At 36.0% G+C, this 24407-nt stretch carries 35 protein-coding genes; 25 read left to right on the forward strand and 10 right to left on the reverse strand.

The genetic code is table 11. The features are described 5' to 3' along the window. Nucleotides 1-2 precede the first annotated feature (2 nt). From AC2VNP_RS17600 to AC2VNP_RS17610, 3 genes are all read left to right on the forward strand, one after another. Nucleotides 3-623 carry a cytochrome (ubi)quinol oxidase subunit III gene (locus AC2VNP_RS17600; RefSeq protein ID WP_486918586.1) on the forward strand — a complete coding sequence of 207 codons (621 nt, stop codon included), beginning with the start codon at nt 3-5 and terminating at the stop codon, nt 621-623. A 4-nt stretch (nt 624-627) separates the two neighbouring features. Continuing rightward, a complete protein-coding gene (locus tag AC2VNP_RS17605) occupies nt 628-972 on the forward strand; it encodes a cytochrome C oxidase subunit IV family protein (RefSeq protein WP_486918587.1) in 345 nt (114 codons plus the stop codon). Nucleotides 973-1179: 207 nt separating this feature from the next. Continuing rightward, nucleotides 1180-1740, forward strand: a complete 561-nt coding sequence (locus tag AC2VNP_RS17610) for a DUF420 domain-containing protein (protein ID WP_486918588.1) — start codon at nt 1180-1182, stop codon at nt 1738-1740. Between the two features lie 74 nt (nt 1741-1814). Here the strand turns inward: AC2VNP_RS17610 and ytvI are convergent, their stop codons facing one another. Continuing rightward, on the reverse strand, nt 1815-2873 hold the full coding sequence (gene ytvI / locus AC2VNP_RS17615; protein WP_486918589.1) for a sporulation integral membrane protein YtvI: 1059 nt from the start codon (nt 2871-2873) through the stop codon (nt 1815-1817). A 126-nt stretch (nt 2874-2999) separates the two neighbouring features. Between ytvI and AC2VNP_RS17620 the strand changes: the two genes are divergently transcribed. Next, nucleotides 3000-3347: an Asp23/Gls24 family envelope stress response protein gene (locus tag AC2VNP_RS17620; protein ID WP_486918590.1), complete on the forward strand. Its 348-nt coding sequence runs from the start codon at nt 3000-3002 to the stop codon at nt 3345-3347. 80 nt (nt 3348-3427) lie between these two features. Then, nucleotides 3428-3886, forward strand: a complete 459-nt coding sequence (locus AC2VNP_RS17625) for a TcaA NTF2-like domain-containing protein (protein ID WP_486918591.1) — start codon at nt 3428-3430, stop codon at nt 3884-3886. Nucleotides 3887-3914: 28 nt separating this feature from the next. Here AC2VNP_RS17625 and AC2VNP_RS17630 read toward each other — a convergent pair whose 3' ends face one another. Next, nucleotides 3915-4265: a YugN family protein gene (locus AC2VNP_RS17630; protein WP_275117714.1), complete on the reverse strand. Its 351-nt coding sequence runs from the start codon at nt 4263-4265 to the stop codon at nt 3915-3917. Nucleotides 4266-4440: 175 nt separating this feature from the next. On the opposite strand from AC2VNP_RS17630, the gene AC2VNP_RS17635 reads away from it, so the two are divergent. The 3 genes from AC2VNP_RS17635 to AC2VNP_RS17645 all read left to right on the forward strand — a co-directional run bounded on the left by AC2VNP_RS17635 (nt 4441) and on the right by AC2VNP_RS17645 (nt 6512). Next, nucleotides 4441-4869 carry a CBS domain-containing protein gene (locus tag AC2VNP_RS17635; protein WP_275117713.1) on the forward strand — a complete coding sequence of 143 codons (429 nt, stop codon included), beginning with the start codon at nt 4441-4443 and terminating at the stop codon, nt 4867-4869. A 199-nt stretch (nt 4870-5068) separates the two neighbouring features. Beyond that, complete coding sequence (locus AC2VNP_RS17640) at nt 5069-6166, forward strand: CAP domain-containing protein (protein ID WP_486918592.1); 1098 nt, start codon at nt 5069-5071, stop codon at nt 6164-6166. A gap of 118 nt (nt 6167-6284) precedes the next feature. Further along, nucleotides 6285-6512 carry a hypothetical protein gene (locus tag AC2VNP_RS17645; protein WP_486918593.1) on the forward strand — a complete coding sequence of 76 codons (228 nt, stop codon included), beginning with the start codon at nt 6285-6287 and terminating at the stop codon, nt 6510-6512. Between the two features lie 48 nt (nt 6513-6560). Here the strand turns inward: AC2VNP_RS17645 and AC2VNP_RS17650 are convergent, their stop codons facing one another. Both AC2VNP_RS17650 and AC2VNP_RS17655 read right to left on the reverse strand, forming a co-directional pair. Then, a complete protein-coding gene (locus AC2VNP_RS17650; RefSeq protein WP_486918594.1) occupies nt 6561-6914 on the reverse strand; it encodes a hypothetical protein in 354 nt (117 codons plus the stop codon). Nucleotides 6915-6935: 21 nt separating this feature from the next. Continuing rightward, entirely contained in the window at nt 6936-7430 is a 495-nt protein-coding gene (locus tag AC2VNP_RS17655; protein WP_486918595.1) for a PaaI family thioesterase, read from the reverse strand. 154 nt (nt 7431-7584) lie between these two features. Between AC2VNP_RS17655 and AC2VNP_RS17660 the strand changes: the two genes are divergently transcribed. The 5 genes from AC2VNP_RS17660 (at nt 7585) to AC2VNP_RS17680 (ending at nt 10454) form a co-directional block, all read left to right on the forward strand. Beyond that, nucleotides 7585-8037 carry a YlbD family protein gene (locus AC2VNP_RS17660; RefSeq protein WP_486918596.1) on the forward strand — a complete coding sequence of 151 codons (453 nt, stop codon included), beginning with the start codon at nt 7585-7587 and terminating at the stop codon, nt 8035-8037. An 86-nt stretch (nt 8038-8123) separates the two neighbouring features. Then, nucleotides 8124-8390: a YlbE-like family protein gene (locus AC2VNP_RS17665; RefSeq protein WP_486918597.1), complete on the forward strand. Its 267-nt coding sequence runs from the start codon at nt 8124-8126 to the stop codon at nt 8388-8390. Between the two features lie 148 nt (nt 8391-8538). Continuing rightward, on the forward strand, nt 8539-8967 hold the full coding sequence (locus AC2VNP_RS17670; protein WP_486918598.1) for a hypothetical protein: 429 nt from the start codon (nt 8539-8541) through the stop codon (nt 8965-8967). A 24-nt stretch (nt 8968-8991) separates the two neighbouring features. After that, nucleotides 8992-9960 carry a UV DNA damage repair endonuclease UvsE gene (uvsE, locus tag AC2VNP_RS17675; RefSeq protein WP_486918599.1) on the forward strand — a complete coding sequence of 323 codons (969 nt, stop codon included), beginning with the start codon at nt 8992-8994 and terminating at the stop codon, nt 9958-9960. A gap of 53 nt (nt 9961-10013) precedes the next feature. Next, nucleotides 10014-10454, forward strand: coding sequence for a YlbF/YmcA family competence regulator (locus tag AC2VNP_RS17680; RefSeq protein WP_486918600.1), 441 nt, complete (start codon nt 10014-10016; stop codon nt 10452-10454). A gap of 79 nt (nt 10455-10533) precedes the next feature. On the opposite strand, the gene AC2VNP_RS17685 is transcribed toward AC2VNP_RS17680, so the two are convergent. Further along, a complete protein-coding gene (locus AC2VNP_RS17685) occupies nt 10534-10848 on the reverse strand; it encodes a hypothetical protein (RefSeq protein ID WP_486918601.1) in 315 nt (104 codons plus the stop codon). Nucleotides 10849-10859: 11 nt separating this feature from the next. Beyond that, nucleotides 10860-12347 (reverse strand): FAD-dependent oxidoreductase, encoded by a 1488-nt coding sequence (locus tag AC2VNP_RS17690; RefSeq protein ID WP_486918602.1) that lies wholly within the window; start codon nt 12345-12347, stop codon nt 10860-10862. 152 nt (nt 12348-12499) lie between these two features. Between AC2VNP_RS17690 and AC2VNP_RS17695 the strand changes: the two genes are divergently transcribed. After that, on the forward strand, nt 12500-12778 hold the full coding sequence (locus AC2VNP_RS17695) for a YlbG family protein (protein ID WP_486918603.1): 279 nt from the start codon (nt 12500-12502) through the stop codon (nt 12776-12778). 50 nt (nt 12779-12828) lie between these two features. Here the strand turns inward: AC2VNP_RS17695 and AC2VNP_RS17700 are convergent, their stop codons facing one another. Further along, nucleotides 12829-13221, reverse strand: coding sequence for a DUF7147 family protein (locus AC2VNP_RS17700; RefSeq protein ID WP_486918604.1), 393 nt, complete (start codon nt 13219-13221; stop codon nt 12829-12831). Nucleotides 13222-13328: 107 nt separating this feature from the next. Between AC2VNP_RS17700 and AC2VNP_RS17705 the strand changes: the two genes are divergently transcribed. The 3 genes from AC2VNP_RS17705 (at nt 13329) to coaD (ending at nt 14927) form a co-directional block, all read left to right on the forward strand. After that, nucleotides 13329-13544, forward strand: coding sequence for a hypothetical protein (locus AC2VNP_RS17705; protein WP_486918605.1), 216 nt, complete (start codon nt 13329-13331; stop codon nt 13542-13544). Nucleotides 13545-13864: 320 nt separating this feature from the next. Further along, nucleotides 13865-14410 (forward strand): 16S rRNA (guanine(966)-N(2))-methyltransferase RsmD, encoded by a 546-nt coding sequence (gene rsmD / locus AC2VNP_RS17710; protein WP_486918606.1) that lies wholly within the window; start codon nt 13865-13867, stop codon nt 14408-14410. A gap of 28 nt (nt 14411-14438) precedes the next feature. Continuing rightward, nucleotides 14439-14927, forward strand: coding sequence for a pantetheine-phosphate adenylyltransferase (gene coaD / locus AC2VNP_RS17715; RefSeq protein WP_486918607.1), 489 nt, complete (start codon nt 14439-14441; stop codon nt 14925-14927). A gap of 26 nt (nt 14928-14953) precedes the next feature. Here coaD and ylbJ read toward each other — a convergent pair whose 3' ends face one another. Continuing rightward, complete coding sequence (ylbJ, locus tag AC2VNP_RS17720) at nt 14954-16171, reverse strand: sporulation integral membrane protein YlbJ (protein ID WP_486918608.1); 1218 nt, start codon at nt 16169-16171, stop codon at nt 14954-14956. Nucleotides 16172-16306: 135 nt separating this feature from the next. On the opposite strand from ylbJ, the gene AC2VNP_RS17725 reads away from it, so the two are divergent. Together AC2VNP_RS17725 and AC2VNP_RS17730 are read left to right on the forward strand one after the other, a co-directional pair. Then, the gene (locus AC2VNP_RS17725) at nt 16307-17104 is read left to right on the forward strand and encodes a patatin-like phospholipase family protein (RefSeq protein WP_486918609.1); all 798 of its coding nucleotides are present in this window, start codon (nt 16307-16309) and stop codon (nt 17102-17104) included. After that, a complete protein-coding gene (locus tag AC2VNP_RS17730) occupies nt 17094-18152 on the forward strand; it encodes a SepM family pheromone-processing serine protease (RefSeq protein ID WP_486918610.1) in 1059 nt (352 codons plus the stop codon). The genes AC2VNP_RS17725 and AC2VNP_RS17730 overlap by 11 nt, the downstream gene beginning before the upstream one ends. 78 nt (nt 18153-18230) lie before the next feature. Here AC2VNP_RS17730 and AC2VNP_RS17735 read toward each other — a convergent pair whose 3' ends face one another. Continuing rightward, nucleotides 18231-19472, reverse strand: a complete 1242-nt coding sequence (locus AC2VNP_RS17735) for a nucleotidyltransferase (protein WP_486918611.1) — start codon at nt 19470-19472, stop codon at nt 18231-18233. A gap of 245 nt (nt 19473-19717) precedes the next feature. Between AC2VNP_RS17735 and AC2VNP_RS17740 the strand changes: the two genes are divergently transcribed. From AC2VNP_RS17740 to AC2VNP_RS17755, 4 genes are all read left to right on the forward strand, one after another. After that, nucleotides 19718-20239, forward strand: coding sequence for a YceD family protein (locus AC2VNP_RS17740; protein ID WP_486918612.1), 522 nt, complete (start codon nt 19718-19720; stop codon nt 20237-20239). Between the two features lie 118 nt (nt 20240-20357). After that, nucleotides 20358-20531, forward strand: a complete 174-nt coding sequence (gene rpmF / locus AC2VNP_RS17745) for a 50S ribosomal protein L32 (RefSeq protein WP_075385538.1) — start codon at nt 20358-20360, stop codon at nt 20529-20531. Nucleotides 20532-20800: 269 nt separating this feature from the next. Continuing rightward, nucleotides 20801-21559 (forward strand): enoyl-CoA hydratase/isomerase family protein, encoded by a 759-nt coding sequence (locus AC2VNP_RS17750; protein ID WP_486918613.1) that lies wholly within the window; start codon nt 20801-20803, stop codon nt 21557-21559. A 169-nt stretch (nt 21560-21728) separates the two neighbouring features. Continuing rightward, nucleotides 21729-22352 carry an RsfA family transcriptional regulator gene (locus tag AC2VNP_RS17755; RefSeq protein ID WP_486918614.1) on the forward strand — a complete coding sequence of 208 codons (624 nt, stop codon included), beginning with the start codon at nt 21729-21731 and terminating at the stop codon, nt 22350-22352. Nucleotides 22353-22393: 41 nt separating this feature from the next. Here the strand turns inward: AC2VNP_RS17755 and AC2VNP_RS17760 are convergent, their stop codons facing one another. Further along, the gene (locus AC2VNP_RS17760) at nt 22394-22879 is read right to left on the reverse strand and encodes an N-acetyltransferase (protein WP_486918615.1); all 486 of its coding nucleotides are present in this window, start codon (nt 22877-22879) and stop codon (nt 22394-22396) included. 240 nt (nt 22880-23119) lie between these two features. On the opposite strand from AC2VNP_RS17760, the gene AC2VNP_RS17765 reads away from it, so the two are divergent. Both AC2VNP_RS17765 and AC2VNP_RS17770 read left to right on the forward strand, forming a co-directional pair. Next, nucleotides 23120-24031 (forward strand): 2-dehydropantoate 2-reductase, encoded by a 912-nt coding sequence (locus AC2VNP_RS17765; protein ID WP_486918616.1) that lies wholly within the window; start codon nt 23120-23122, stop codon nt 24029-24031. Continuing rightward, nucleotides 24024-24407: a DUF3397 domain-containing protein gene (locus AC2VNP_RS17770; RefSeq protein WP_486918617.1), complete on the forward strand. Its 384-nt coding sequence runs from the start codon at nt 24024-24026 to the stop codon at nt 24405-24407. Before AC2VNP_RS17765 ends, AC2VNP_RS17770 begins: the two co-directional genes overlap by 8 nt.

Here is a 24407-nt window from a genome sequence, read left to right on the forward strand (position 1 = left end):
CGATGGGACACGCGGTAGATACTTCTAAAGGGCTTCCTCCTCATCCGGAGAGGGCCACCCTCGAAGGGAAAAATAAATTTTTAGGCTTTTGGTTCTTCTTAGGTGGAGAAACTGTACTATTTGCAACATTTTTTGGTACGTACCTAGGTCTTCGTAACGGGGTTGCTGATGGTCCAACACCAGCTGAGATTTTCCAATTACCATTAGTATTCATCATGACAATGCTACTTTTAACAAGTAGTTTAACGAGTGTACTAGCAATGTATGCCATGAAAAAGAATAATTTCAAGGCAATGGTTGCTTGGTTATGGGTTACAGTATTATTAGGACTTGGGTTCTTAGGAATGGAGATTTACGAGTTCTACGAGTACTCTGTTCACTATGGTTTAGGTTATACGACAAGCGCCTTCGCATCATCTTTCTACACATTAGTTGGTTTGCACGGTGCCCACGTTGTCTTTGGTCTTTCGTGGATCGTTTGTTTGTTAATTCGATACAGACGTTCTGGTATTACGTTAACAAATGCCCCGAAATTCTACGTTGCCAGTCTTTACTGGCACTTTATCGACGTAGTTTGGGTATTTATCTTTACAGTAGTATATCTAATGGGAATAGGAGGTTAAGTTTATGGCAGACAACTTAAGTACTTCTTTTTCTAAAAGTTCAATGTCAGAAGAAGAATTAAGAAAGACGAATGACGAGCAGAAGCGTCAAATTATCGCGTTTGCGTTAATGATCTTCTTAACGTTATTGGCTTTCGTAGCAGTTGCTACAGATATCATTCCTGCTACTTTCGCCATTCCTTTCATCTTAATTCTAGCTGTAATTCAGCTATTCCTTCAGTTGTTATACTTTATGCATTTGAAGGATAAAGACCATGGATGGGCTAGCTCATTTATGGCATCAGGTTTTGTAATTGCAATTCCTGCAATTGCTGCGTTAATGCTTCTACTAGGTATCACGAAGTATTAAATTCAGGACAAAAGTCGGCTGTATTTCTTTACAGTCGGCTTTTTTTCTGCATAATAATGTAGAGGTTTCATTTTGGAAACCGCCTGAAGTTCTTAAATGGTTTGTTCAATGTTTTGTAAAATAACTTCATGCAAAAAAAGAGTTATTTTGTCTAAATTTGTGTATAATAAGAAGTGGTTTAGCATTTTAAAGTTAGGAGTGAAAACGATGAAGGGGCACGGTCAAGAGACGATTAGTGAATCATCATTTAAAAAGAGAAATTATAAGCCGTGGATCATAGCAATTACGATTGTAATCAATGGTTTAGTTATCATTCTTTCAGGATTACCAGGTGTCGAAAACTTTGATTTATTTGATGTAAAGATATTGCCATTGATGAACGCTATTTTTAATAGTTTCACGTTCTTATTCCTGTTATTTGCATTAATTGCGATTATAAAGAAAAACATTACATGGCATAAGCGTTTCATATATTTAGCGTTTACGACAACGACATTATTCTTGGTCACATATGTAGGGCATCATTTTCTTTCCGCATCAACAACTTATGGCGGAGATGGCGTTTTAAAATACATTTATTACTTTATCCTCATCACTCACATCATTTTAGCTGCAGCTATTGTTCCGTTAGCATTAACTACAGTTGCTAGAGCTTGGAATATGGAGAATGAAAGACACCGTAAAATTGCAAGATGGACAATGCCATTATGGTTATATGTCAGTTTAACTGGTGTACTAGTTTATATTTTAATCTCACCGTACTATTAATTTAATATAAAAAAACTCCTGCTATAAAGCAGGAGTTTTTTTATTGAATTCTGTTATCTGTTCACTTACGCACCTTATATTTTTACATTTAATTTGATAATGCCAGCTTCCTTTGCTGAAGTAAAAGCAATGACAATTAATGGACCGATAATAAACCCAGCGACCCCAAAAAGCATTAAACCGATATACATGGCAATTAGTGTAGCAAGTGGGGAAAGCCCAATATGCTGTCCCATTACCTTTGGTTCAACTGTTCTACGAATGATTAATAATACACCCGCTAAAATTAACAGTTGTGTTCCTAATCCAACATCACCGGTAAATAGATAAAATAGTGCCCATGGTCCTAAAATGGCGATAGAACCGATAATTGGGACAAAGTCGATGATCCAAATAATAAAGGCCATCAGTAAAGCAACCTCTGGGACAATGATCAATAGCCCAATTAAAGATACGATGAAAATAATAATACTGACTAAAAATTGTGCTTTAAAAAATCCAGCAATCACATAAGATAAACGAGAGACCATAAAGTTTACTTTATCAGCGGTTTTATCTGAAAAGTATGAATATAACTGCTTTTTAAGCCTAGGTAATTCTAATAAAAATAAAAACAAAGCGATTAAATAGACTAGGAAATTTACTAAAAATGCTGGTATCGTCGTAATTAGTGAGGTTATATCACTAATTAAATCTCTATTGGCAAAATCAGTCCTTAAATTATTTAATGTGTTAGTGACTTGCTCATTTACTCCATGGATAAAATCTGGAGGTAAATCGGCATATTTACTTTCTAAATCTCTTTGAAATGAAAACCAAGCCCGATTAATATCATTTAAATAGGTAGGTAAGTTTTCTGCTAACTGTACGCCTTGTGTAATTGCTTTAGTTACTATAAAGTAACCACTTAGCCCAATAAAGCATACAAATATCGTAAAAACAATCATAACGGCTAAGTTTCTTTTCATTTTTGTTTTCTCACAAAGGGCCTTTACAGCAGGTGTCAGTATGAGCGCTGTAAACAATGCTAATATAAGCGGGAGAGAAACAGGTAAAATAAAATAACCTGCAACGATAATTAGTATGAGCGTAACTGTTAAAATAATGTTTCGTTTAGTGAAGATGGCGGACAATTTCAAACCCCTTTCTATCTTAAAGGCATGTAGTTCTATTATAGTATGAACGCAAAACATTGAACAGGCTTTGTAAAGGCTTTCTTGAAATATTAATAAATCATTCGAAAAAAGGAGAATGATATTATGCCCATTCAATTGCTTGAAGATGGTCAGCTTCACATTAAAGAAAAAGTAATCATTGATCTTATCTACTTTTCCTTGCAAAATCATTATCCTTATATTAAACCATATAATGAGTGGAAGAAACGAGTGAGGAACTCATTAAATCGTAATGAAAAATATGGAATATTTGTTGTAGTAGAAGAAAACTCATTAAAACTTGATGTTAGTCTTTCTGTATTATATGGTTCAGATTTTCGAGAATTGACTAAAACAATCCAAAAGGTCATAAAAGACGAAATCGAGCATTGTACAGGATTTATAGTAGAACGGGTTAGGATTAAAATTGAAGACATTCATTTTGACGATTAAGCGAATGTCTATACGATTTTGTTGAAGTTTCTTTCATTTTGAAGTACTCTTGTTAAAGATTAGTTAAAAGGAGTACTACGATGAAAAAAATAATTACTTTTCTATTTATTAGTTTAGCGATAACATCTTTAATAACTGGATGTGGTAATGGCGAAGAGGAGACATTCGTTCCTGCATCAGAAGAATCTACACAATCGGCTATTGAATTTGTTAATCAATATAAACAAGAGATGGTCTTTCAAGTGAATGAAGGGAACTTTAGCGAATTGGAACATTTCTTAATTCCAAACTCGACCTTTTATCATTTAATAAGACGTCATGTAAATGACCTTCAACAAGAAAGAAGTACTTTAACATTGATTGAACATACTGTAAGTGATGTACTCGACAATGAACAAGGAATTCTTCTCGCTCATGTATTTGAAGTGACAGAAAAGACTGACCGTCGTGGTGAAAAAACGACTGAAGAGATGAACATAGTGTATGAGTTAGTTAAGCATAATGAGAGCTTTAGAATTTTATCAATAATGAAAAGGTAAAAAGGAGGGGAATGTCCCCTCCTTTTTATTATTTTCCTAATTTTTCATTGAAAAGTTGTAGTTTTTTATTACATTTATCTACAATATTTTTCGGGAAATCTTCATCATACTCGACACCATGTGGGTAATAATGTTTACCAAGAATTGGTGTAAGTAATTTCACTTTTGCATCAGGCGACGGGATATCCCCTTCAATTGCATAAGCAGGAACTCTTAAATAATATGTAACATTTGTTTCATGTGTTTCGATTTTGTAATCGAAAGTGACTCGCTCGTAATCCCATTGGCCTGCATGTACCAACCCAACAGATTCGGCTGCAAATTGTAAAGTTGAAAATTTTATTTCTTTTCCTTCAAACTGTAAGTTTTCGAATTTCATTTTTTTCCCTCCTAGACAAATACCCTATACTTAACTAATCATAGTATGAAAAGAACCAAGATGCAACGAATATTGTTGAATATTTCATGAAAGAAGAGGATTTATTGTCAAATCGTATAGTTCCTTTTTTATTGGGCAAACTATTGCTTGATATTCTGAAAAGGAGGCCTACCTTATGGAACACTTAAGAGATATTATGACAACTGATGTAGAATATTGTACTCCCGTTGACAACGTATTTGAAGTGGCAGTTAAAATGAAGCAAGAGGATTGTGGGGCTATCCCAATTTGTGAAAATGGACAATTACTTGGTATGATTACAGATCGTGATATTGTTATTCGTGGTGTAGCTGAAAAACGACCTAACTCAACACAAGTAACAGAAATTATGAGTGAAAAGTTAATTACAGCCACTCCAGATATGACAGTTGATGATGCTGCTAAAATGATGGCCGAAAAACAAATTCGTCGCTTACCAATTGTAGAAAATAATAAGCTGGTCGGTATTGTCGCATTAGGTGATATTGCAGTCCACAGAGGTACTATGGATGAAGCGAGTTTTGCGCTTAGTGAAATCTCTGAAAGTCCAGAAGTCCACCATTAAAATAGGAAGAGCAACCCTTTAGGGTTGCTCTTTTTAAATGTAACAGGCTACTCGTTGACATAAAGCTCGTTTGCTTGTTAACATTTTATTTACTTCTTTACGTTATATTCATGAAATCCCAGCATACAGTCATAAATTAGCAGGATTATCGCATAGAACAGAGAAAATGATATGTACAATAAAACAGGGAGAGGGTTAGATGAAAAGGTTAGGGTGTGGCCTATTTATTTTTTTAGGTGTCCTTATAATCATTCTTTTTGAATATTTTCCAGATGAGTTCTCAGCTATGTTAGCAAAAGTTAATGTCCCTGCACCAACCATTGAAGATCGTGAAGAAACAGGACGTGATCAAATATCTTCAGATGTTGAAGTAGAAGAGGAGCCAGAGTTTTCTTTATCACTAAATGAAGGACTACACGATCTAATAGGAGAATCCTCTAGTATTATCGAAACTCAATTTGGCAGCCCGGACCGCATAGACGCTACATCCTATGGTTATGATTGGTGGGTCTATAATGAAAGCATTGAAGGTTACCTTCAAGTAGGTATAGAGACGGACGAAGTCGTCACTATCTTTGCTATGGATGTAGGGGAAGTGTCCAAACCTTTTGTAACTGGTTCACCTTATGACCAAATAGCAGCTATGCACCCGTTTTCCGAAAATGTATCGTTGAATAAGGGATTTGGTTCATTTCGCTTTGAATTAACTGAAGCAGAATTACTGAGTCGCCCTCTCATTCAAATTGATGAAGATACTTGGATTCAGCTTTATTTTGATACGTTTACAAGTAAGCTCTCAAGCGTCAGGTATTTATCTGGTGATATTTTATTAAAGCAGCGTCCGTATTCTGTTACTTATCGTGGAGAATTACCGCAAGAAGAAGAGCTTACAACTGAAGAATGGAGAGAAATTGAATCTGGAGCTGAGTTGCAAATTTTGGATATTACCAATGTTATAAGAATCAGACATAATCTCGCTATTTTAACGTGGGATAATGAAGTTTCAAAAGTGGCTTATGGACATAGTAAAGATATGTACCAAAATCAATATTTTTCTCATACCTCACCTACTTATGGTGAGTTAAAAGACAGATTAGAACGGGAAGGTGTATCCTTTTACTTTGCAGGAGAAAACATAGCTGCGCAGTATGTGGACAGCATTGAAGCGGTTGAAGGCTGGTTAAACAGTGAAGGGCATCGTGTAAATTTATTGAATGAGGAGTTTACACATTTAGGTGTTGGAGTATTTGAAAAATACTACACGCAAAACTTTATGACACCTTGGGCAATCCATTAGGGATTTTAATTTTTACATTTAGACAGCCATATTTAGTTCTAAACTAGCTACCTGGAACATTTACTATAGTAACACCTCATAAACATCCTAAAGATAAAGAGCGTCGAAGGAGGAGTTAATGAAAAATCCAGGATTAGCTGCAGTGTTAAGTTTTTTCTGTGCTGGTTTGGGGCAAGTTTACAACGGTGAAATTGCAAAAGGGATTGCATTTATTATTGCTTACTTTATTTCAGGATTATTAATGTTAGTTCTTATAGGATTTATCACAACACCTATCCTTTGGATATGGGGAATGGTAGATGCTTATCGATCAGCTGAACGAATTAATGCAGGCCATACGGAATAAAAAAAGGGGTGCCAGTTTATTAACTAGCACCCCTCTCTTTATGCCTAATTATCCTTTTAACACCCGGTTAGCAAGAAATGTTTTACGATCCCACTGTCCGTAGCATTTAATTTCATCATTTGTTTTTAACTTGAAAGGGACGCTCTCTGTTTCTGCTGTTTTTTCAAATATAACTTTGGTAACTTTTTGGTCTTGTCTTAAAAAAAGCTGAATATGCCATATGTAACGATGTTGGTAAAACCTCTTTTTCTCTACAAAGTATCTTTCTAACTTGCCAGAAATCATTACTTGCTCCTTGATTTCACCAACTTCTTTCCACTTTTTTTCGTAAGCTGCATTGTTTCTTTTTACTATAAAATAAAAAACAATAAACAAAATGGGTATTACAATTGCAGCAACCAACAAACTATCCCTCCTTTCTAATTATGATGAAAGAGGAATGGCAAAAAATGTTCCTGAACCAGTAGCAATTAATTTATTATCATCATTATAAACTTTAGCTTCAGAAAAACTCAGCTGTTTTCCTTGGTGTAATATAGTAGCAATACAACGTAAATGTTTTCCACGGCCAGGTTGAATATAATTAACTTTTAACTCAGCCGTTACGTAACCAGTATTTTCAGGAGCTTTTAAATTAAGCATTGACCCCATAGCTGTATCTAGTAACGTGGCAGTTATTCCTCCATGTGCCATTTTAAGTGGATTTTCAATTAGTGGCTGAATTGGGATCGTAACTTCAAAAGTACCATCATCTAGAAATCGATGATTTACATGCGTTATTCCGGATAGATACGTCTTATGTTCTCCACGTTGTTTTTTTCGGATCCCTTGTATTACAGACTGAAGTACATTTTTATCGTCTTCTGAACCAGTTTCAATAATTGTTTTGATTTCAGTAAGCAGTTGATTTTCTTCCATTATTTATTCCTCTTTCTATTAATGTCCTCCATTCATTTTAGCAATTTGATGAAATAGTGGCAATTTTTCTTTGTTAGAAAAATGGGCGAACGCTAAACTGGGCAAAACGATATGATGTAGAGAGATGATTATTAGGCGAAGGAGGAAACACAGCATGCCTACTGAATCAAACAACTTACACCCTTCTGTTCAACAGTTTAAGCAGTTTGTGAAAGAGCATCCCTTACTCATTAGGGAAGTGAGAAGTGGGAATAAGACATGGCAAGAATATTATGAGGAATGGACTCTTCTTGGCTCGGAACATCCGAATTGGGAAAGGTATCGAAAAGCGGGAAAAGCGAATACTTACGATGCTGAGAGTGTAGAAAAAGAAAAGGATAATCCTAATAATGAGAAAAGTGGAAATGAAGAGGCCTCTTCTTCAATTACAGCAGCAAACATTTTAGGGATGTTAAAGAACATTAATTTTAACGACCTACAGCATCATATGGCACAAGTAAGCAGTGTTATTTCAAATGTTCAAGGGTTAATGCAATCCTTCCAAGGGAAGAACCAGCCTAATCAGCCACCACCTCAGGACGATCCTTTTTCTTTTAGACGACATTAATACTTCAAAATGCTTATGCATCGGTTCGGCACTAAAAAAGTGGCTAGGATGACTTTGTGTCTCTCTAAAAAGGAAAGGGGACTAAAATGCGAAACGATATTAATATGGTATTAAGAAGTCAGCCAGAGATTAAGCAGTTTATTCGCCAACATCCGTATTGGTATCGTAAATTAAGCCGTGACCCATATCAACTGCAGCAACTTCAAGTCGAGGTCAATCAATTTTATGGCAGAACATTTCCTCAGCGAATGGAGAAAATACAAAATAACTTGCAATTAGCAATGATGCTTATTCAAATGTTACAAATGAACCCGTTTGGAGGAACTCAAGACCAACCACCTCCTATGGAATAGTTCAGAGCTGACTCAATAGTGTCTGCGCCCCTCAGTATGAGGTGCCTGACACTTCCATCGAGTTAGCTCTTTTTATTATTAGACATGTTTACAGGATATTTTCACTTTCTGTTGGTAAAAATATGTTTGAAAAAGGGGGTTCGTTTAAATGCTTAAATCTATACTTATTTTATTTTCCGCTATTGTTGGCTTGCTTAGTCCTGTGGGACAGGTTACTGCGGATGAACTTCAAGAGGTCCAAGTCATTCCGATGCATGGTAATGGAATTGTCCAAGTTTCCGTAAGTAAGGACAAGCGCTTGTTAACTGTAAATCATGAAGTAAAAGGATCCGATGTATATGTGGAATGTATTATCGACCAGTTCACATTCGCAAAAGAAAAGGCTGGTAAAAATCACGTAGATGGAGAAGGACATATTCAATTGTTTGTCGATGGACAACGAGTGGATTCAATTTATCAAGCAGCATTCATAATTAAAGGACTTCCAAGTGGGGAGCATACGATCAAAATAGAATTAGTTAAAAACAATTATGATTTATATGAGATTTCTGAGGAGTTTAATGTTCAGATTCCTTAACTATTGTTGAAGGAGGTGTAGCAGATGATAGTCAATTTTGGGTATGTTGCTATGAGCGAAATTTTAACGAATGCATCTCCTTCTCAAACGATGACAGCTCAGCAGTTTTCTAAAATAAAAGATAAAGAAGCTGGATTAAAGAAGTTAGAACGGATTGCAAAAAATAATATTGAAAATTGTTTAAGGTTATTAAAACATAATGCAGCTCACGATATTTCTTTTTTTCGCTTCTCTTCAAGACTCGTTCCATTAGTTAATCACCCATACACTGAAGGTTGGAAATATGAACGTGCGATATTACCGCAACTTAGAGAAATTGGTGAGTTTGTCCATTCAAATCAAATGAGAGTCGACTTTCATCCAGATCATTTTGTTGTACTAAATAGTACGGATGAAGAAATAACAAAACGTTCACTTCAAACGTTGTTATACCATTATAAATTATTAAAAGGGATGAATGTGGACCCGACACACCGATGTGTACTGCACATTGGAGGTAAAAAAGAGGGAAAGGTTCAAGGGTTAGAGGTGTTTGTTGAAAATTTCTCTAATATCCCAACGACACTTGGTAAAATGATTATGCTTGAAAACGATGACACAGTTTACACTTTAGAAGATGCTCTATACTTAGGTGAAAAATTAGATATACCTGTTATACTTGACCTTCATCATCACGATGTCAATTATGGTGAGTTGCATTTAAGTGAATTATGGCCAAGAGTTTTAAAAACATGGGAAGGTAGTCCATTACCAGTTAAAATACATATATCTAGTCCGAAGTCCTCTCCAGATGATAAAAGTCATCATGAATATATTAATAAGGATCGTTTAATGGAATTTCTGCATCTGGTGAATGGGAGCTGTGAAAGAATTGACGTTATGATTGAAGCTAAAAAGAAGGATCAAGCTTTATTTCAATTAATGGAAGAATTAAAAACTGAAAAAGGCTGTAAATTTATTTCCCAAGCAACTATTGAATTTGTCCAAACTTAGGCATTCGCTTAGATCTATGTCTCATGTTATAATACATAACAGGAGGTGGCTAAATGATAACGTCGATGACGTCATTTGATATTTTAGAAGAAACGCACCAATTATCTCAAGTCATTTTATCCTCTGAAGTGTTCTATCACTTTAAAGAGTGTAAGTATAAATTACAGCATGATACAGAAGCACAAACTTTAATTAAACGCTTTGTTCAAGTAAAAGAAGATTACGAGGAAGTCCAACGTTTTGGAAAGTATCATCCTAACTTTCATGAGACATCTAAAAAGGTCCGTGAATTAAAACGTGAACTAGATTTACATCCTGTAATATCAGCTTATAAAAAAGCAGAAACAGAGCTCGATCAGTTATTGATTGAAATTAGTGGTATCATTGCAAAGACTGTTTCACCACATATAAAAGTGCCTTCAGGAAACCCGTATTTTGACCAAATTGCATGTGGTGGAGGTTGTGGGACTGGTGGAAGTTGTGGTTGTAAATAAGTTGGTATAGGAAGAGGTTGACTAAGTGTCAACCTCTTCTCTTTTTTTAGCACATTGAAAGTTAGTTAATTAAATGAGCCTATGTTTTAAAACGAATACAGTCCATACATCCATTCCCGCAACAAAACATTTTTTCGCTAGGAACTAGAAAACGGATTCGGTATATATACGTATCTCCCGTTTTTCTTACATAAACCATTTCAAGTGTTAATCGTTTTCCTTTCATAACTGTCATGGCTGCAGACTTTAACATATTATCAAGCTCAACATGACTGATTTTCGTTTGAACATAAAGAAAGGGGAGATGTGTAAATTTCTTTTTTGTCACAGAAGTAACGGCAGGATTCCTTTTTAAAAGTCCCATGAATTGATCCCAGACAGTTTCTAGCGACATAATAACCTTCCTTATATTTGAATTTTGTAACTAGTGATTGAACGAAACACATGGTATCCGCTTACGGAAGCACCGATCGTTCCGGCTCCTGGAAAAATGGAATCGCCACACAACCAAGCGTTTTTCAGGGGAGAGCGGTGCGACATGCTGTAAAATAAACTATTACGAGTCGTTTGTGGAAACCCGCCAACCATTCCTTCTGGTCGATGGGTGAACCTTTCCCATGTCTTTGGAGACCCAGACAGCTGTAAAACAATTTGGTTTTCAATCGTTGGAAAAGCCAATTTTATTTTTTCAATTATCTTATGCTCTAATTGTAACTTATTTGTTTTGTAATTTTCTATATTCAACCATTTATTAGTCTCAGTATGGGTTGAAACTGTTAATGTTCTGTATCCTTCAGGTGCTCTTAAGATATCGCCTTTCTTAGATAGTGATAAAAAGATATGATCACCATCAATCATCTTATTTTCTTCGGAGATCACTTGTTGAAATAGTGGAAGCTGTTCAAAGTAATCTTCTTCTTTCAATGCAAAGTACATCGTAAATGCTCCCCAAGTAGGGAGGTTTGCTTTCTTCTTAAATCGTAAAGGTAACTGCTGATATAGTGTCGGTTCAAGTATTTTGTTTAATGAATGGACAGGGATATTAAATATGACATGAGTGCCATGCCATTCTTCACCTTTTTGGTCTGTGACAACCCATTCACTCCCTTTTTTGGTTACATGGACAACTTTCTTCTTTTTTAATGTACAGCCATTTTTCTCCTGAATATGTTGAGCTAGTTGTTCCGCAATAACATATAATCCCCCGTCAACATAGAAAGCACCTTCGTGATAAATATCAAGCGCTAGTGCACCTAAGATACTTTGGCATTGTTTACTCGATGTTTGCATACTATCGATCAATTGCCCGTCAATATATTGTGAAAATAAATCGTTTTCATCAATATTACAGCTCTTTAATAAATCCATAACGGTTTTATTAACCAAAGGTAGTAACTTTAAAGAGGAAGGTGACAACGATTGAAGCAAAAATGACCATTCGCCAAATGTGTTCGGAGGCAAACTTGGGAGTTTTCTCATTAGCATCTTTACTTCTGATGAAATCATCCATACTTTATTATAGAAAACATCAATTGCTGCACTTTTTTTGGGGAACATTGATTTTATAGCTTCTAGATGGGCATGACGATCTTTCAGCACACTGATTTGCTTACCACTCTCAAAATGAACGTCCATAATGTGATCTAACTGATGGTAAGAAACGGGTATATTTAAATAATCCATCACTCGTTTATGAATTCCCCCTTCTTCAAATCCCATGCCTAGTGTTGCGCCGACTGGAAATAGAAATTCTTTACGTTTAAACTTTCCTGCACAACCTCCCCATTCATTAGAAGCTTCGAGTATAGTTATGTCAAAACCGTTATTTGACAATAAAGCACCTGCTGTTAAGCCGCCTATCCCGCCTCCAACAACAATAATCCTTTTCCCCATATCAAACCCCTCCTTTATAAATTTGTTATACAAATATTATACACTATAAAAAATGAGAGTGCTTTCAAAAATAAATTGTCATTCTATTGCTCAATAACATTAATTCTGCTAGACTGGAGGAGTTATATGATATGTGAAAAGGGGAAATATATATGCTTGCTAGTCACAGACAAGGCTTGGCAGTATGGCTACACTCGTTGAAATATGCCAGACAATTGCGAAAATACGGCAACGTTCATTATGTTTCAAAGAAAATGAAATACGTTGTACTATACTGTGACCAAGAAGATATTGATGGTATGGTTGATCGACTCCAATCACTTCACTTTGTTAAAAATGTAGAAGTTTCAATGAGACCTTTTGTTAAAACACAATACCAAAATGCAAAGCCTGATAAAGCAAAAGAGTACGATTATAAAATGGGAATATAAAAAAAGGAGACTGGAATTCAAAATTCAGTCTCCTTTTTATACGAAATTCTTTAGAATTTAAGTTCTGGAATAAAGTGATTTAACCGTAGAACGCCAATTAAGTATTGGTAATATAATTGCTTTTCGTTAAAAATGTCAGAAGGTTTGACTTCTAGTTGGAAAATATCATGGTTCAGCTCATTAGCTAATGACTCAAAAAGGGAAAAGCGTTGATTTTCTTTCCACTCTGGTTGAGGAATCCCTTCTCGGCAAATATATAAAGGCATATAATTTCCTGGTTCCATTGGTTTTAACACCACAACGAGTGAGGTCATTTTCCTTTTATTAATCGTCGTATTTAAGCGAACGAGATGATGTAAACGGTGATGATTGCTTCTTGCAATTTCCATTAATTCATATAGGTCTGAATAGCCTTCTCCTAATTCAATGAAACGTTGTAACATATTAGGTCTCTCCTTATACGTCCTTAGTAATGTCCTATTAGAGGAAGTTCAAAAAGTCCGGGAAAAATAGCTGTCTAGAAGATCTTCGACTAAGAGCCCCACGTCCTGTGGGAACATCGAAGTCACCACATCCTGTGGTAGCTCGTCAGCTTGCTCCTTCACTCCTCACGTATTCACCCCATACGTTCCGCTCTTTGGAAAAGAAGAACACTTTTCCGGCGTGCGAAGATTATGCTTACGGAGCAGCCAGCTTTATGCTCAGAGACTACGCTTCCTTGATTTTCTCGGCTCTTTTTGTCCTCGTTTTTGAACACGCACTATAAAATAATGTAGCATCGAAAAAAAATCCTCGCAAGGATTTCCTTGCGAGGTGCCCTACAACATACAATGTATGTACAAGGCTATGGGAGAGGAGAAACCGGAGGAAGAACTTATGGGGAAACGTAAGTCTTCTCCGCGGTTGTTGCAACATCTTTCAATGTTGCTAATCTTATTATGACCACAATAATTTTCACTAATACATCGATTCGTAACTTTTTTCTATTTGCATGCTAAATTATCCTATTCTTTAGTTTTTTTACCTTTTATGATAGGATAAAAAACAAAGAATAATGCTAGCTGTACTGAAGGAAAGGTGTATACATTGAGAGTCATTTCAGGTGAAAAAAAAGGACAACCATTAAAAGCCGTCCCAGGAACAACAACTAGACCTACTACAGATAAAGTAAAAGAATCAATATTTAATATAATCGGGCCTTATTTTGATGGTGGTTGGGTTCTTGATTTATATGGGGGAAGTGGTAACTTAGGCATTGAAGCACTCAGCAGAGGTGTAGAAAAGGCGATTTTTGTTGACCAAAATAGAAAAGCTGTAGATATCATTAAAGAGAATTTAAAAGTATGTTCATTCACAGACCGTGCGGAAGTTTACCGCAATGATGCGAAGCGCGCATTAAAAGCACTGATTAAGAGGGAAGTATCATTTACATATATCTTTTTAGACCCACCGTATGCAGAGCAAAAAATAGAAGCTGAAATTGGAATCATTCACGATTTTAATTTATTAGCAAGCGGTGGGACAATTGTGGCTGAACACGATGCATCTATTGAACTAGCTGAACACATTGGAGCTTTCTCCTGTAAAAGGCGTGAAGTGTATGGGGATACAGCTATTTCATTTTATGAATAATTAAAAAGATACATAAGGAGGAAGAAGTATGGCTAGTATTGCAGTTTGTCCAGGAAGTTTTGATCCAGTTACTTATGGCCATCTAGATATTATTACAAGGGGTTCTAAAGTTTTTGACAAAGTGATTGTAGCGGTTCTACACAATCGTAATAAAACACCGTTATTTGCGGTAGAAGAGCGTGTAAAGCTGCTCCAAGAAGTTACAGCACATTTAGAGAATGTTGAAATTGACTCGTTTAACGGATTATTAGTGGATTATGTGAAGCAAAAGAAAGCTTCAACGATCATTCGTGGATTGCGAGCTGTTTCCGACTTCGAATATGAAATGCAAGCGGCTTCAATTAACAGAAAACTTGACCCGGAAGTCGAAACTTTCTTTATGATGACAAATAACCAATTCTCATACTTAAGTTCAAGTATTGTAAAAGAAGTTGCCAAATATGGTGCAAACGTATCAGATATTGTTCCAGATGTCGTAGAAGCTGCACTACGCACAAAATATAAGGACCTGAAATAAAAACCATTTCAATATTGAAATGGTTTTTATTTTACCGTAAGAGCACGTTTTGTCTGAATTCCAATATAGATTAGAAGACCAAACAAAGTAATTAAAGATCCAAATTGAATGAGCGTATTCCAACCTGTTGTTAGCCAAGACCAAGATTGTTCTTGAAGAAATACTGGAATAGTTCCATCGTGTCCAACTCCCACTTGACTTAGATATAACGGCTTCCATAATAAGATTACAATCACGGAAGCGAAAATTCCGTGTAATATTCGAGCAATGAAGTACGGCTTAAAGCGAATATCAGTTTCTGCTAGTATACTAGCAACCTGAGCTTGGACGGAAAAGCCACTAAAGGCTAAAATAAAACTAGCAATAATAACTTGTTGAAATAATGAAGCATTGGCTTCCGAGGTTAATTGGCTCCCAAGCGTTATTTCAAATAATCCGGCAATCAGAGGCATACTCAATTCACTAGGTAAAGCTAAAAAAGTAAAAAGAATTGAAATAAAAGATGATAATAATGTAAGTACACCTATTAAACTTAAAAGCTTATTTAATACGGAAAATAAAATAATAAATCCACCAATCATTAATAATGTATTAATGGAAGACTGAACAGCATCACCTAGTAGTTTTCCGATTGGACGACCATCTTTTAGGCGTTCTTCATGAAGAGATTTGATGGCATCCTTAAAAGTTCTAGTAGACTGTCCCCCTGCTGTTTTAGGTGTCGCTTCATTACCTCCATGAAACCTCATGACAAAACCAACGCAGAAATTTCCTAGATAGTGGGCTACGGCAAGGACAACACCTAGAGCTGGGTTATGAAAAAAACCGACCGCTACTGCGCCGAATATAAATAGAGGATTAGAAGCATTCGTGAAAGTTACAAGACGTTCCGCTTCTAACCTACTAAGTTTCTTTTCCTGACGTAACCGTGCTGTTAATTTCGCGCCAGCTGGAAATCCAGAAGCTAAACCCATCGCCCAAACAAAGCCACCGACACCAGGTACTCGAAAAACAGGTCTCATCAATGGGTTTAGAAGTGTACCAATAAATGTGACGACACCGAAACCGATCAATAGTTCTGAAACGATAAAAAAAGGCAATAATGAAGGAAACACAACTTCCCACCACATTGTTAAGCCACGTAGTGAAGCTTCGAATGATTCTTTAGGGTATATCATTATTGAAGCTGTTAATGAAGTCGCTAATATTGCAAGTACAATTGTTTTAATCATTGAAGAATTCAAGAGGGCTTCCTCCTTTTTGAACACACACTTGAAACAATTCAACCTGTCCCACTAATCAATATACGTATAGCTCGTCAATTTAGACCATATGATTGAAAACAGGAGTTGTAACCTGTAAGATAGGAGTGGATATTTTTGGATCGACCTAAAATTGGATTAGCTTTAGGATCTGGAGGAGCAAGAGGGTTTGCTCATATTGGTGTATTAAAAGTACTAGAAGAAGCAAATATTCCAATTGATTTTATTGCGGGAAGCAGTATCGGTTCCCTTGCCGGTGTCTTATATGGTGCAGGACAATCACCCGAAACGCTTGAAAAATTTGCTAAACTATTTCGACGAAAGTATTATTTAGATTTCACAGTACCCAAGATGGGATTTGTTGCAGGCAAAAAGGTAAAAGAACTCATTCATATTTTAGCCAAAGGTAAAAACCTAGAAGAGCTATCGCCGCCAGTCTGGGTTGTAGCAACAGATTTATTAAAAGGGGAACGAGTTGTTTTTAAAGATGGTCCTGCAGCTCCTGCTATAAGGGCAAGTATTTCAATACCTGGTATCTTTGTTCCTGAAAAAAAGGATGGACGTCTGCTTGTTGATGGTGGAGTGATTGATCGCGTACCTGTATCTATCGTTAAGGAAATGGGAGCTGATATTACGATTGCTGTTGATGTTTCGTATTTTCAAGTGGATCCGCCAATTTCTTCAATCTACGATGTAATATTACAGACGATGGATATTATGGAGCGTGAAATGGTACGTCTCCGAGAGATTGATACGGATGTTATGATCCGTCCAATGGTAAAGCAAGCAAGCTCTATTGCTTTTACAAATGTAGAAGAATATATTCGCCTTGGGGAGGAAGAAGCTAAAAAGCAACTCGATTTAATCCATGAACAAATTGACAGGTGGAAGGAGAAACAATTGGATGGTCATTGAAAAAAAGAAAAAAATAAGTAAAGCTTGGATTATTGGAGCTATATTAATTGTGCTGCACTTTTATAAATTGCCTTTTTACTATTCTCAACCAGGAGATGCCAAAGAACTGGCTCCATTTGTGGAAGTAGAAGGTGGATACAAAGAGGAACAAGGGTCCTTTATGTTAACGACAGTGTTAATGGGACAAACAAATGTTTATTTTTATGCATGGGCACAGCTAAGTGATTACCGAGATATTTATCCTGAGGATCAAATAAAACGCCCAGAAGAAACAGAAGAAGATTACCTTCACAGACAACAAATGATGATGACTACTTCGCAGGACGCTGCTAAGATTGCAGCCTATGAATATGCAGGGAAGGAAGTCAATATTTCATATAATGGTATTATGGTTACTTCATTCATCGAAGGAATGTCTGCAGAAGAGTATTTGACCCATGAAGACCGGATTTTAGCAGTAGACGGGTATAGGGTAAAGACGGTCAATGAGTTAAATAAAAGATTAGCTGGTAAAGATTTAGGTGAGGAAGCAGTATTAACGGTTCTTAGAGACGGTGAGGAAGTAGAAATTGCAGTTCCCTTATCACCATTTCCAGAGGATATAGAAGGAGGGGAAGGGAGAGTTGGAATTGGGATTATGTATCCAGTTACAGACCGATCGATCTCATTCAACCCTGAGGTAAAGATCGATGTTCAAAATATCGGCGGCCCTTCTGCCGGCTTTATGTTCGCATTGGAAGTTCTTAATCAATTAACTCCAGAAGATTTAACGAAGGGTTATCATATTTCTGGTACCGGAACGATTGATGAACAAGGTAATGTAGGACGGATAGGCGGTGCAAAACAAAAAGTAGTAGCTGCTCATAATGCAGGTTCGGATATATTTTTTGTTCCTAAAGAAGGTGGTAGAGAGGGCTCAAATTATGAAGAAGCAAGCGCAACGGCACAAGAGCTAGGGACATCAACTAAAGTGATAGGAGTTAATACACTAGCAGAAGCTGTTGAATATTTAGAAAGTCTCGGTTCTAAAGAAGAAAAAGAAAGTTAATGTCGCTTGAAGCGGGTCAAGTGGTTTCAACCAAATAATATCAACGAAAAAATAAGACATTGGCTCACTTCCAATGTCTTATTTTTTTAGCTCTTCAGTAAAGCGAATAGGGGACTGAGTATATTCTTCTCTCAGACGGTCGTTTTGTAAACAATTCGGTAAAGCGAGCGCATATACATTAGCGACTTTTTTATCTAATTCCAAAATTGGGTGATGAAAAGAATTTACTTTTGTAACCAATGGGATGTCAACTGACTTCTTTTTTTGATTTAAGTAAGCTTGTCCTTTAGAGCTCATACCGAGCAAACGAAGGTATGGTGGCGAGTTTTTAGCATTTGCCCATTCCATGTCTGCTTTTTTCGTATTCGTTAAAATATGTAAGCAGTAGCGTTGCAGCCGGTTCCAAGTGTAACGCTTGGTTTTAATCAAATGCATAAACTCAGCAAAGCTATTAGCAGTACTAATAAACCGCTTTAAGCGAAATTCTAAGCCTTCTTCACCTTCATAAATCTCAGCGAGCTCAGCTTCTGTTGATGAAATAATTTGATACTTAAGCATTGGAAAATAAAGCTCCCAATCATGGAGTGTATGATTAGATGTTTCATAGTCAGTTAATAAATCTAATGTGCTTTGAGGCATGACTTGATCAATTGTTCCTTTTTGATTCGCAGACTTATTAAAAATCGCTTTTCTAATACTTGTAGCACTAGCAATCGTTTCAGAAGCAAAACCTTCATCATGGTATTGTGCTGATTTTCGCTGTATGGTTTTGCCTTTCATTTTGTTTCCTAAAAGATGGACTGCCTCTACGTAATGATAGCCTAGTATATTATTAGGTTGTGACAAGTCTAAGAGTTGTTGTTGTTTCCCTTTCATTGAAGAAAAAGCTAAGGAAGTTGCTTTAGGATAACTGTTCCCTTGACTCATATAAAACTGAATTTGTTCATTGTAATGTTGTTTATTTTTATTAATAAACTCATAAAGCTCATGAAAAAGATCAATGTTACCAGCCTCACTGCCGAAACAAACTTCCTCTACACCAATTGCCTGTAATATGGAAATGGAACCGAATGCAAAAATTTCTGCTTTTTGGGTAGAGTAAGCATATGGAAGTTCTAAAACAATATCAACACCTGAAGCTAATGCCATTTTCGTCCTTTGCCATTTTGACACAATTGCCGGCTCTCCTCGTTGTAAAAAGTTTCCACTCATTACAGCGATTACAACATCACCTTCTGTAACACGTCTTGACTCCTCTAAATGAAATAAATGCCCATTATGAAAAGGGTTATATTCAACGACCACTCCGACTGCTTTCATATTCTCTCCTCCAAGCATAAAATACCAACGAAAATGAAGGTAAGCTTTGTTTTTCAGTCATAGACGAATGTAGTACTAAAAATACATAAAGGTATAGAAAATTTTACTAATAAAAAGTATAGCATTTATAAAAGAACTTGCAATTTAAATAGGAAAAATGATAAAGTAAACACTTGAAAATAGTGTAAAGAAAATAAGTTGACAAATAATAATTACACAGCTATAATTACTCTTGTTGCCTTGAGGTGATTCTTTTGAAGTGGACAATACAACAACTGAATGGTTTAAAAAGTAAGGGATTAACAATTGACGAAACTCTGGATCTTAGCGATATCAAAAAGCTCGACCCGCAGATACGGGACATCAGCTCGGTTCGAGTAATCGGTGAAGCGATATTTTCTAAGAATTTGATTTCGTTTCCGCTTGAAATAAAGGGAGAAATGACATTGCCTTGTTCTAGATCGTTAATAGATGTAAAGTTTCCCTTTCACCTTCAAGTGAAAGAAGTATTTAGTTTGGATGACCATGCATGGGTAAGTGAAGATGAAGAAGATGATGTTCACTCTGTTGAAGGAGAAACAATTGATCTCGTTCCATACATAATGGAACATATTCTTTTAGAAATCCCACTGCAGCTTATTAGCAAAGAAGCTGATGAAAAAGGTCTCCAATCTGGTCAAGATTGGGAATTAATTACGGAAGAAAATAAGAAAGACCGTATTGATCCTCGCCTTGCAGATTTAGCTAAATTCTTCGATAAACAGTAATATTGGGAGCATCGGCTTTTTCGGCCTTAATTGTTCTGGTTAGCATTGACTAACCGCATAAATATCATAAATGTAAAATACTAAGTAACATTGACAGCCCTTTAAGGAGGTGGGAATGATGGCAGTACCTTTTAGAAGAACTTCAAAAACTCGCAAAAGAAAACGTCGTACTCACTACAAATTAGCAGTACCAGGTATGGTAAAGTGCCCTGAGTGTGGAGAGTTAAAAATTGCACACCGTGTATGTAAAGAGTGTGGATCATACAAAGGACAAGACGTTTTAAACAAATAATAAATGAGTTTCATAAACAATAAGCAAAAGGGATTTATCCTTTTGCTTATTTTTTTGCTGTGTTTTACGTGCTGATACTACTTTAAATTGTGGACGTCTTCTTTCTTTCTTTCTTTTTTTTACATAATGGGAGATTAAAGAGGTAGTTTGATTGATGGTAAGGTTATTATGGTGATAATAGGATATAGGTCTTGCATTTAACTCTTTTTAATTGAAGGAGATATAAGAAAAATGTCGAAATAGAATTTAAAATGAAGGGGGCAATAAAGTTGGAAAAGGTACAATTAATTCGTGAAGACGGAATTGCATGGTTAATTATTAACCGAGAGGATAAAAGGAATGCGGTTGATTATGACGTAATGAACTTATTAACAGAAAAGTTGGATGAGATTGAAACCAATGAACAAGATAAAGTGGTTGTTATAAGGGGAAAAGGAGATCAAGCCTTTTGTTCTGGTGGGGATCTTTCCATCTTTCACTTATTACATACGAAAAAGCAGGCAGAAGAAATGCTTTCGAAAATGGGTGAAATTTTATTTCGTCTTTTTTTCTTTCCGAAGCCAACCATTGCAGCAATTAATGGCACGGCCGTCGGCGGAGGCTGTGAATTAGCGACTGCATGTGATTTCAGGCTTGCTGCACCACATGCTAAAGTAGGATTTGTTCAAGGAACGCTTGGTATTACGACAGGTTGGGGTGCTTCTACGATGTTATTTGAGCGAATTGATCAAGCAAACGCACTCCGAATGCTTATGACAGCTGAACGATTTAATGCGAATGAAGCTGCTAATCTTAATTTCATTCAACATATTATTGATACAGATCATTTTGATTCTGGCTGTAAGGAATGGTTGGCGCCATTTTTAAAACAATCAACACCTGTGTTGAAAGCATATAAAAAACGATGGACGGATCGTTTTGATAAAGCAAGGGTAAAAAATAGGTTCTTAAACGAAATTGATGAGTGTTCGACATTGTGGGAGTCAGATGAACACCATGCTGCTGTTGAACGATTTTTATCCAAGTAAACACATTTCTAACTAATATTGCATTTTCAGCTAACTAGAAAACTCTTTATTCGCTCTTGTGAATACTTTAATTAAATCGAGGACATAATCCTTTAATAGAACATAAAAGTCTATCTTATCTAGTAGATGCATAAGTATAGACAAAAGATGTTTTAGGAGGGATAACAACATGTCTATTATTCGGCAAGACGCATGGACGAATGATGAGGATTTGATCTTAGCTGAAGTGGTTTTACGTCATATACGAGAAGGTAGTACACAATTAGCAGCATTTGAAGAAGTCGGCGAGAGGCTACAACGAACGTCTGCGGCGTGTGGATTTCGTTGGAACTCAGCAATTCGAAAAAAATATGACGCAGCCATAACATTAGCGAAGAAACAACGTAAAAAAGGAAAAATAACACAAAATGACGATCAAGATCAAGCAAACTATGAAGTTGAAGCTAGTGAGGAAATAGTAATTCCTGTTGTGAATTCGGTTGTGGATGAAGAACCTGAAGCTCCAGCTTCAAAAGAGAAAGGAGCACCAGTGTCTGATATGACGCTCGAAGATGTTATTAACTATTTACAAACTTACGCTAGCAAATTAGGACATAGTAATCAACTTGAAGATGAAAATGAGAAATTAAAAAGAGAAAATGAAAAGTTAAAAGAGTCGAATGACAAACTGAAAAAAGAAATAAAAGTCATTAAAAAGGAAAAAGAAACTATTAATGAAGATTATAGAACGTTAATCAATATAATGGATCGGGCAAGAAAGATGGCGGTCTTACCTGAAGAAAAAACAAATTAATCGTTAAAAAAGTCGACTCACGTTGAGTCGACTTTTTTAACTTAATCCTCTGTTAATACTTGTTCTTTTACTCCTTCTGGATACCAAACGTAAGGGTTTTCACCACGATCCCGCATAGGTTGGTAGGTAGCGGATTCGAAGCCCATACTATTCCAGAATTCATCCGATCTTTGTCTCGCGTTCGTCTTGATTGGCAAGTTAAAGCTCTTTGCGAAATCTACTAAAGCTTTTCCATATCCTTTACTTTGGTATTTGTCTAGTACCTCAAGTTTAAATAGTTCTAAATAGTCTTGTGGTGGTTCAAAGTACTGGTCAAACTTACCTTTCACTCGATAAAGGCTCATTCTTGCAATCAATTTATTTCCGTAGTAAATCCCGTAAAACGGTGATTCGCTGTCATTCTCGATGATATTCGCTTGAAGGTCTTCCTTCATTGAGAGCTCAGGGGCTCCATATTCTCTAAAGTTTTGAAATTCCTCTAATGTTTTATAATTAATAAGTAAGCGCTTAACTTCCGGCTTCTCCATAAGATGACCTCCCTAATTGATAGTAGTAATTTTAAGTGACAGAAAATAATCATCCTACTCTATTTTACTACAAAAAGAATATGGACATCGTTAAAAAACTAATAATTCTACTAGAATTAAAAAAGTAAAAATTTTTAGATAATTATTCAAATTTGAAGGAAAAAATTGAATTGATAATTCGTCTTTGAAAATAATTATGATATTATTTATTTTAAGAGAAACTTTGCGGAGTGATGGTGTGTGAATATTGGAGTAATTGGCGGGGGCTCAATTGGACTTCTTTTAGCTGCCTACTTAAAAAAAAGTCAGTTTAATGTAAATGTATATACACGTAGTAAAAAACAAGCAAAGCATCTGAATGAGGCTGGGATTACTCTTTATAGGAATAATGAAACTGAAGTTTTTACTGTTCACGCAAAGGTAATGGATGAGCTTTGTGATTTAATTGATGATATCGTATTTGTAACTGTAAAACAATTTCATATTAAGGCTATATGTGAACAATTTGAACGTAAATCATCAATACCGAGAACGATGGTGTTCATGCAAAACGGAATGGGGCACCTTCCCCTAATTAAGAAACTACCGATTGAAACATTGTTTATTGGAATCGTTGAGCACGGGGCTGTGAGGCTTTCTGACACGGAAGTTCGTCACACCGGTGCAGGGATGATTAAAATTGGCGCTGTTCAAGGAAAAGGTGTATGGAATCACTTGTGGAAGTCACTGAATAGTGAAGAGTTCCCTGTCGTCGTGCTAAATGATTGGTTATCCATTATCGAAAGAAAGTTAGTCGTTAACTCATGCATCAACCCTTTGACTGCCATGTATAGAGTACCAAATGGTCGATTAGTTTCTAATTTATATTTTTTGAATTTAATGCGTAGTGTGTATGAGGAAACGGTCAAAAGTCTCAACCTTGCTGGGCAAGAAGGTTTGTGGGAAGAAGTTTTATTAGTTTGTGAGAAAACGGGTAAGAACAGGTCATCGATGTTACGTGATATTGAAAGTGGAAATCAAACAGAAATTGAAGCGATTTTAGGTTATACGTTGCGAAAAGGGGAAGAGCAAAAGTTTGATATGCCAATAACAAAATTTTTATATGAAAGCATTAAAGGACTGGAACAGGAAGAGAGGGAGAAGATTGAGTAGTGCTTTCGCTTGGTTATTAGCTACAGTTGTAACGCTGCCGATTTTAGGGTGGTACTTAGTTTATATTATTACTGTAAAAGTTACGAAGAAAAAAAGTTATTCGGTTCGTTTGGCAGCAGATATTTCTTTGGTGTTTTTTATCCTTGCCGTATATTTTATTAGTTATGAAATTTGGAAGCAGTCATTTTTATGGGTCATTTTAATTGTGTTTTTTGTCGTAGCGATTTGTTTTACGATTATTCATTGGAAAGTGGCGAAAGATGTGCACCTTTTCCGGTTATTTAGGGGTATTTGGCGTTTTAATTTTATCTTATTTTTTTTAGCGTATATTTTATTGAGTACCTTTGGATTAATAACACGGATTTTTGGAAGTTAA

Source organism: Alkalihalobacterium sp. TH-98 (genome assembly GCF_057473385.1).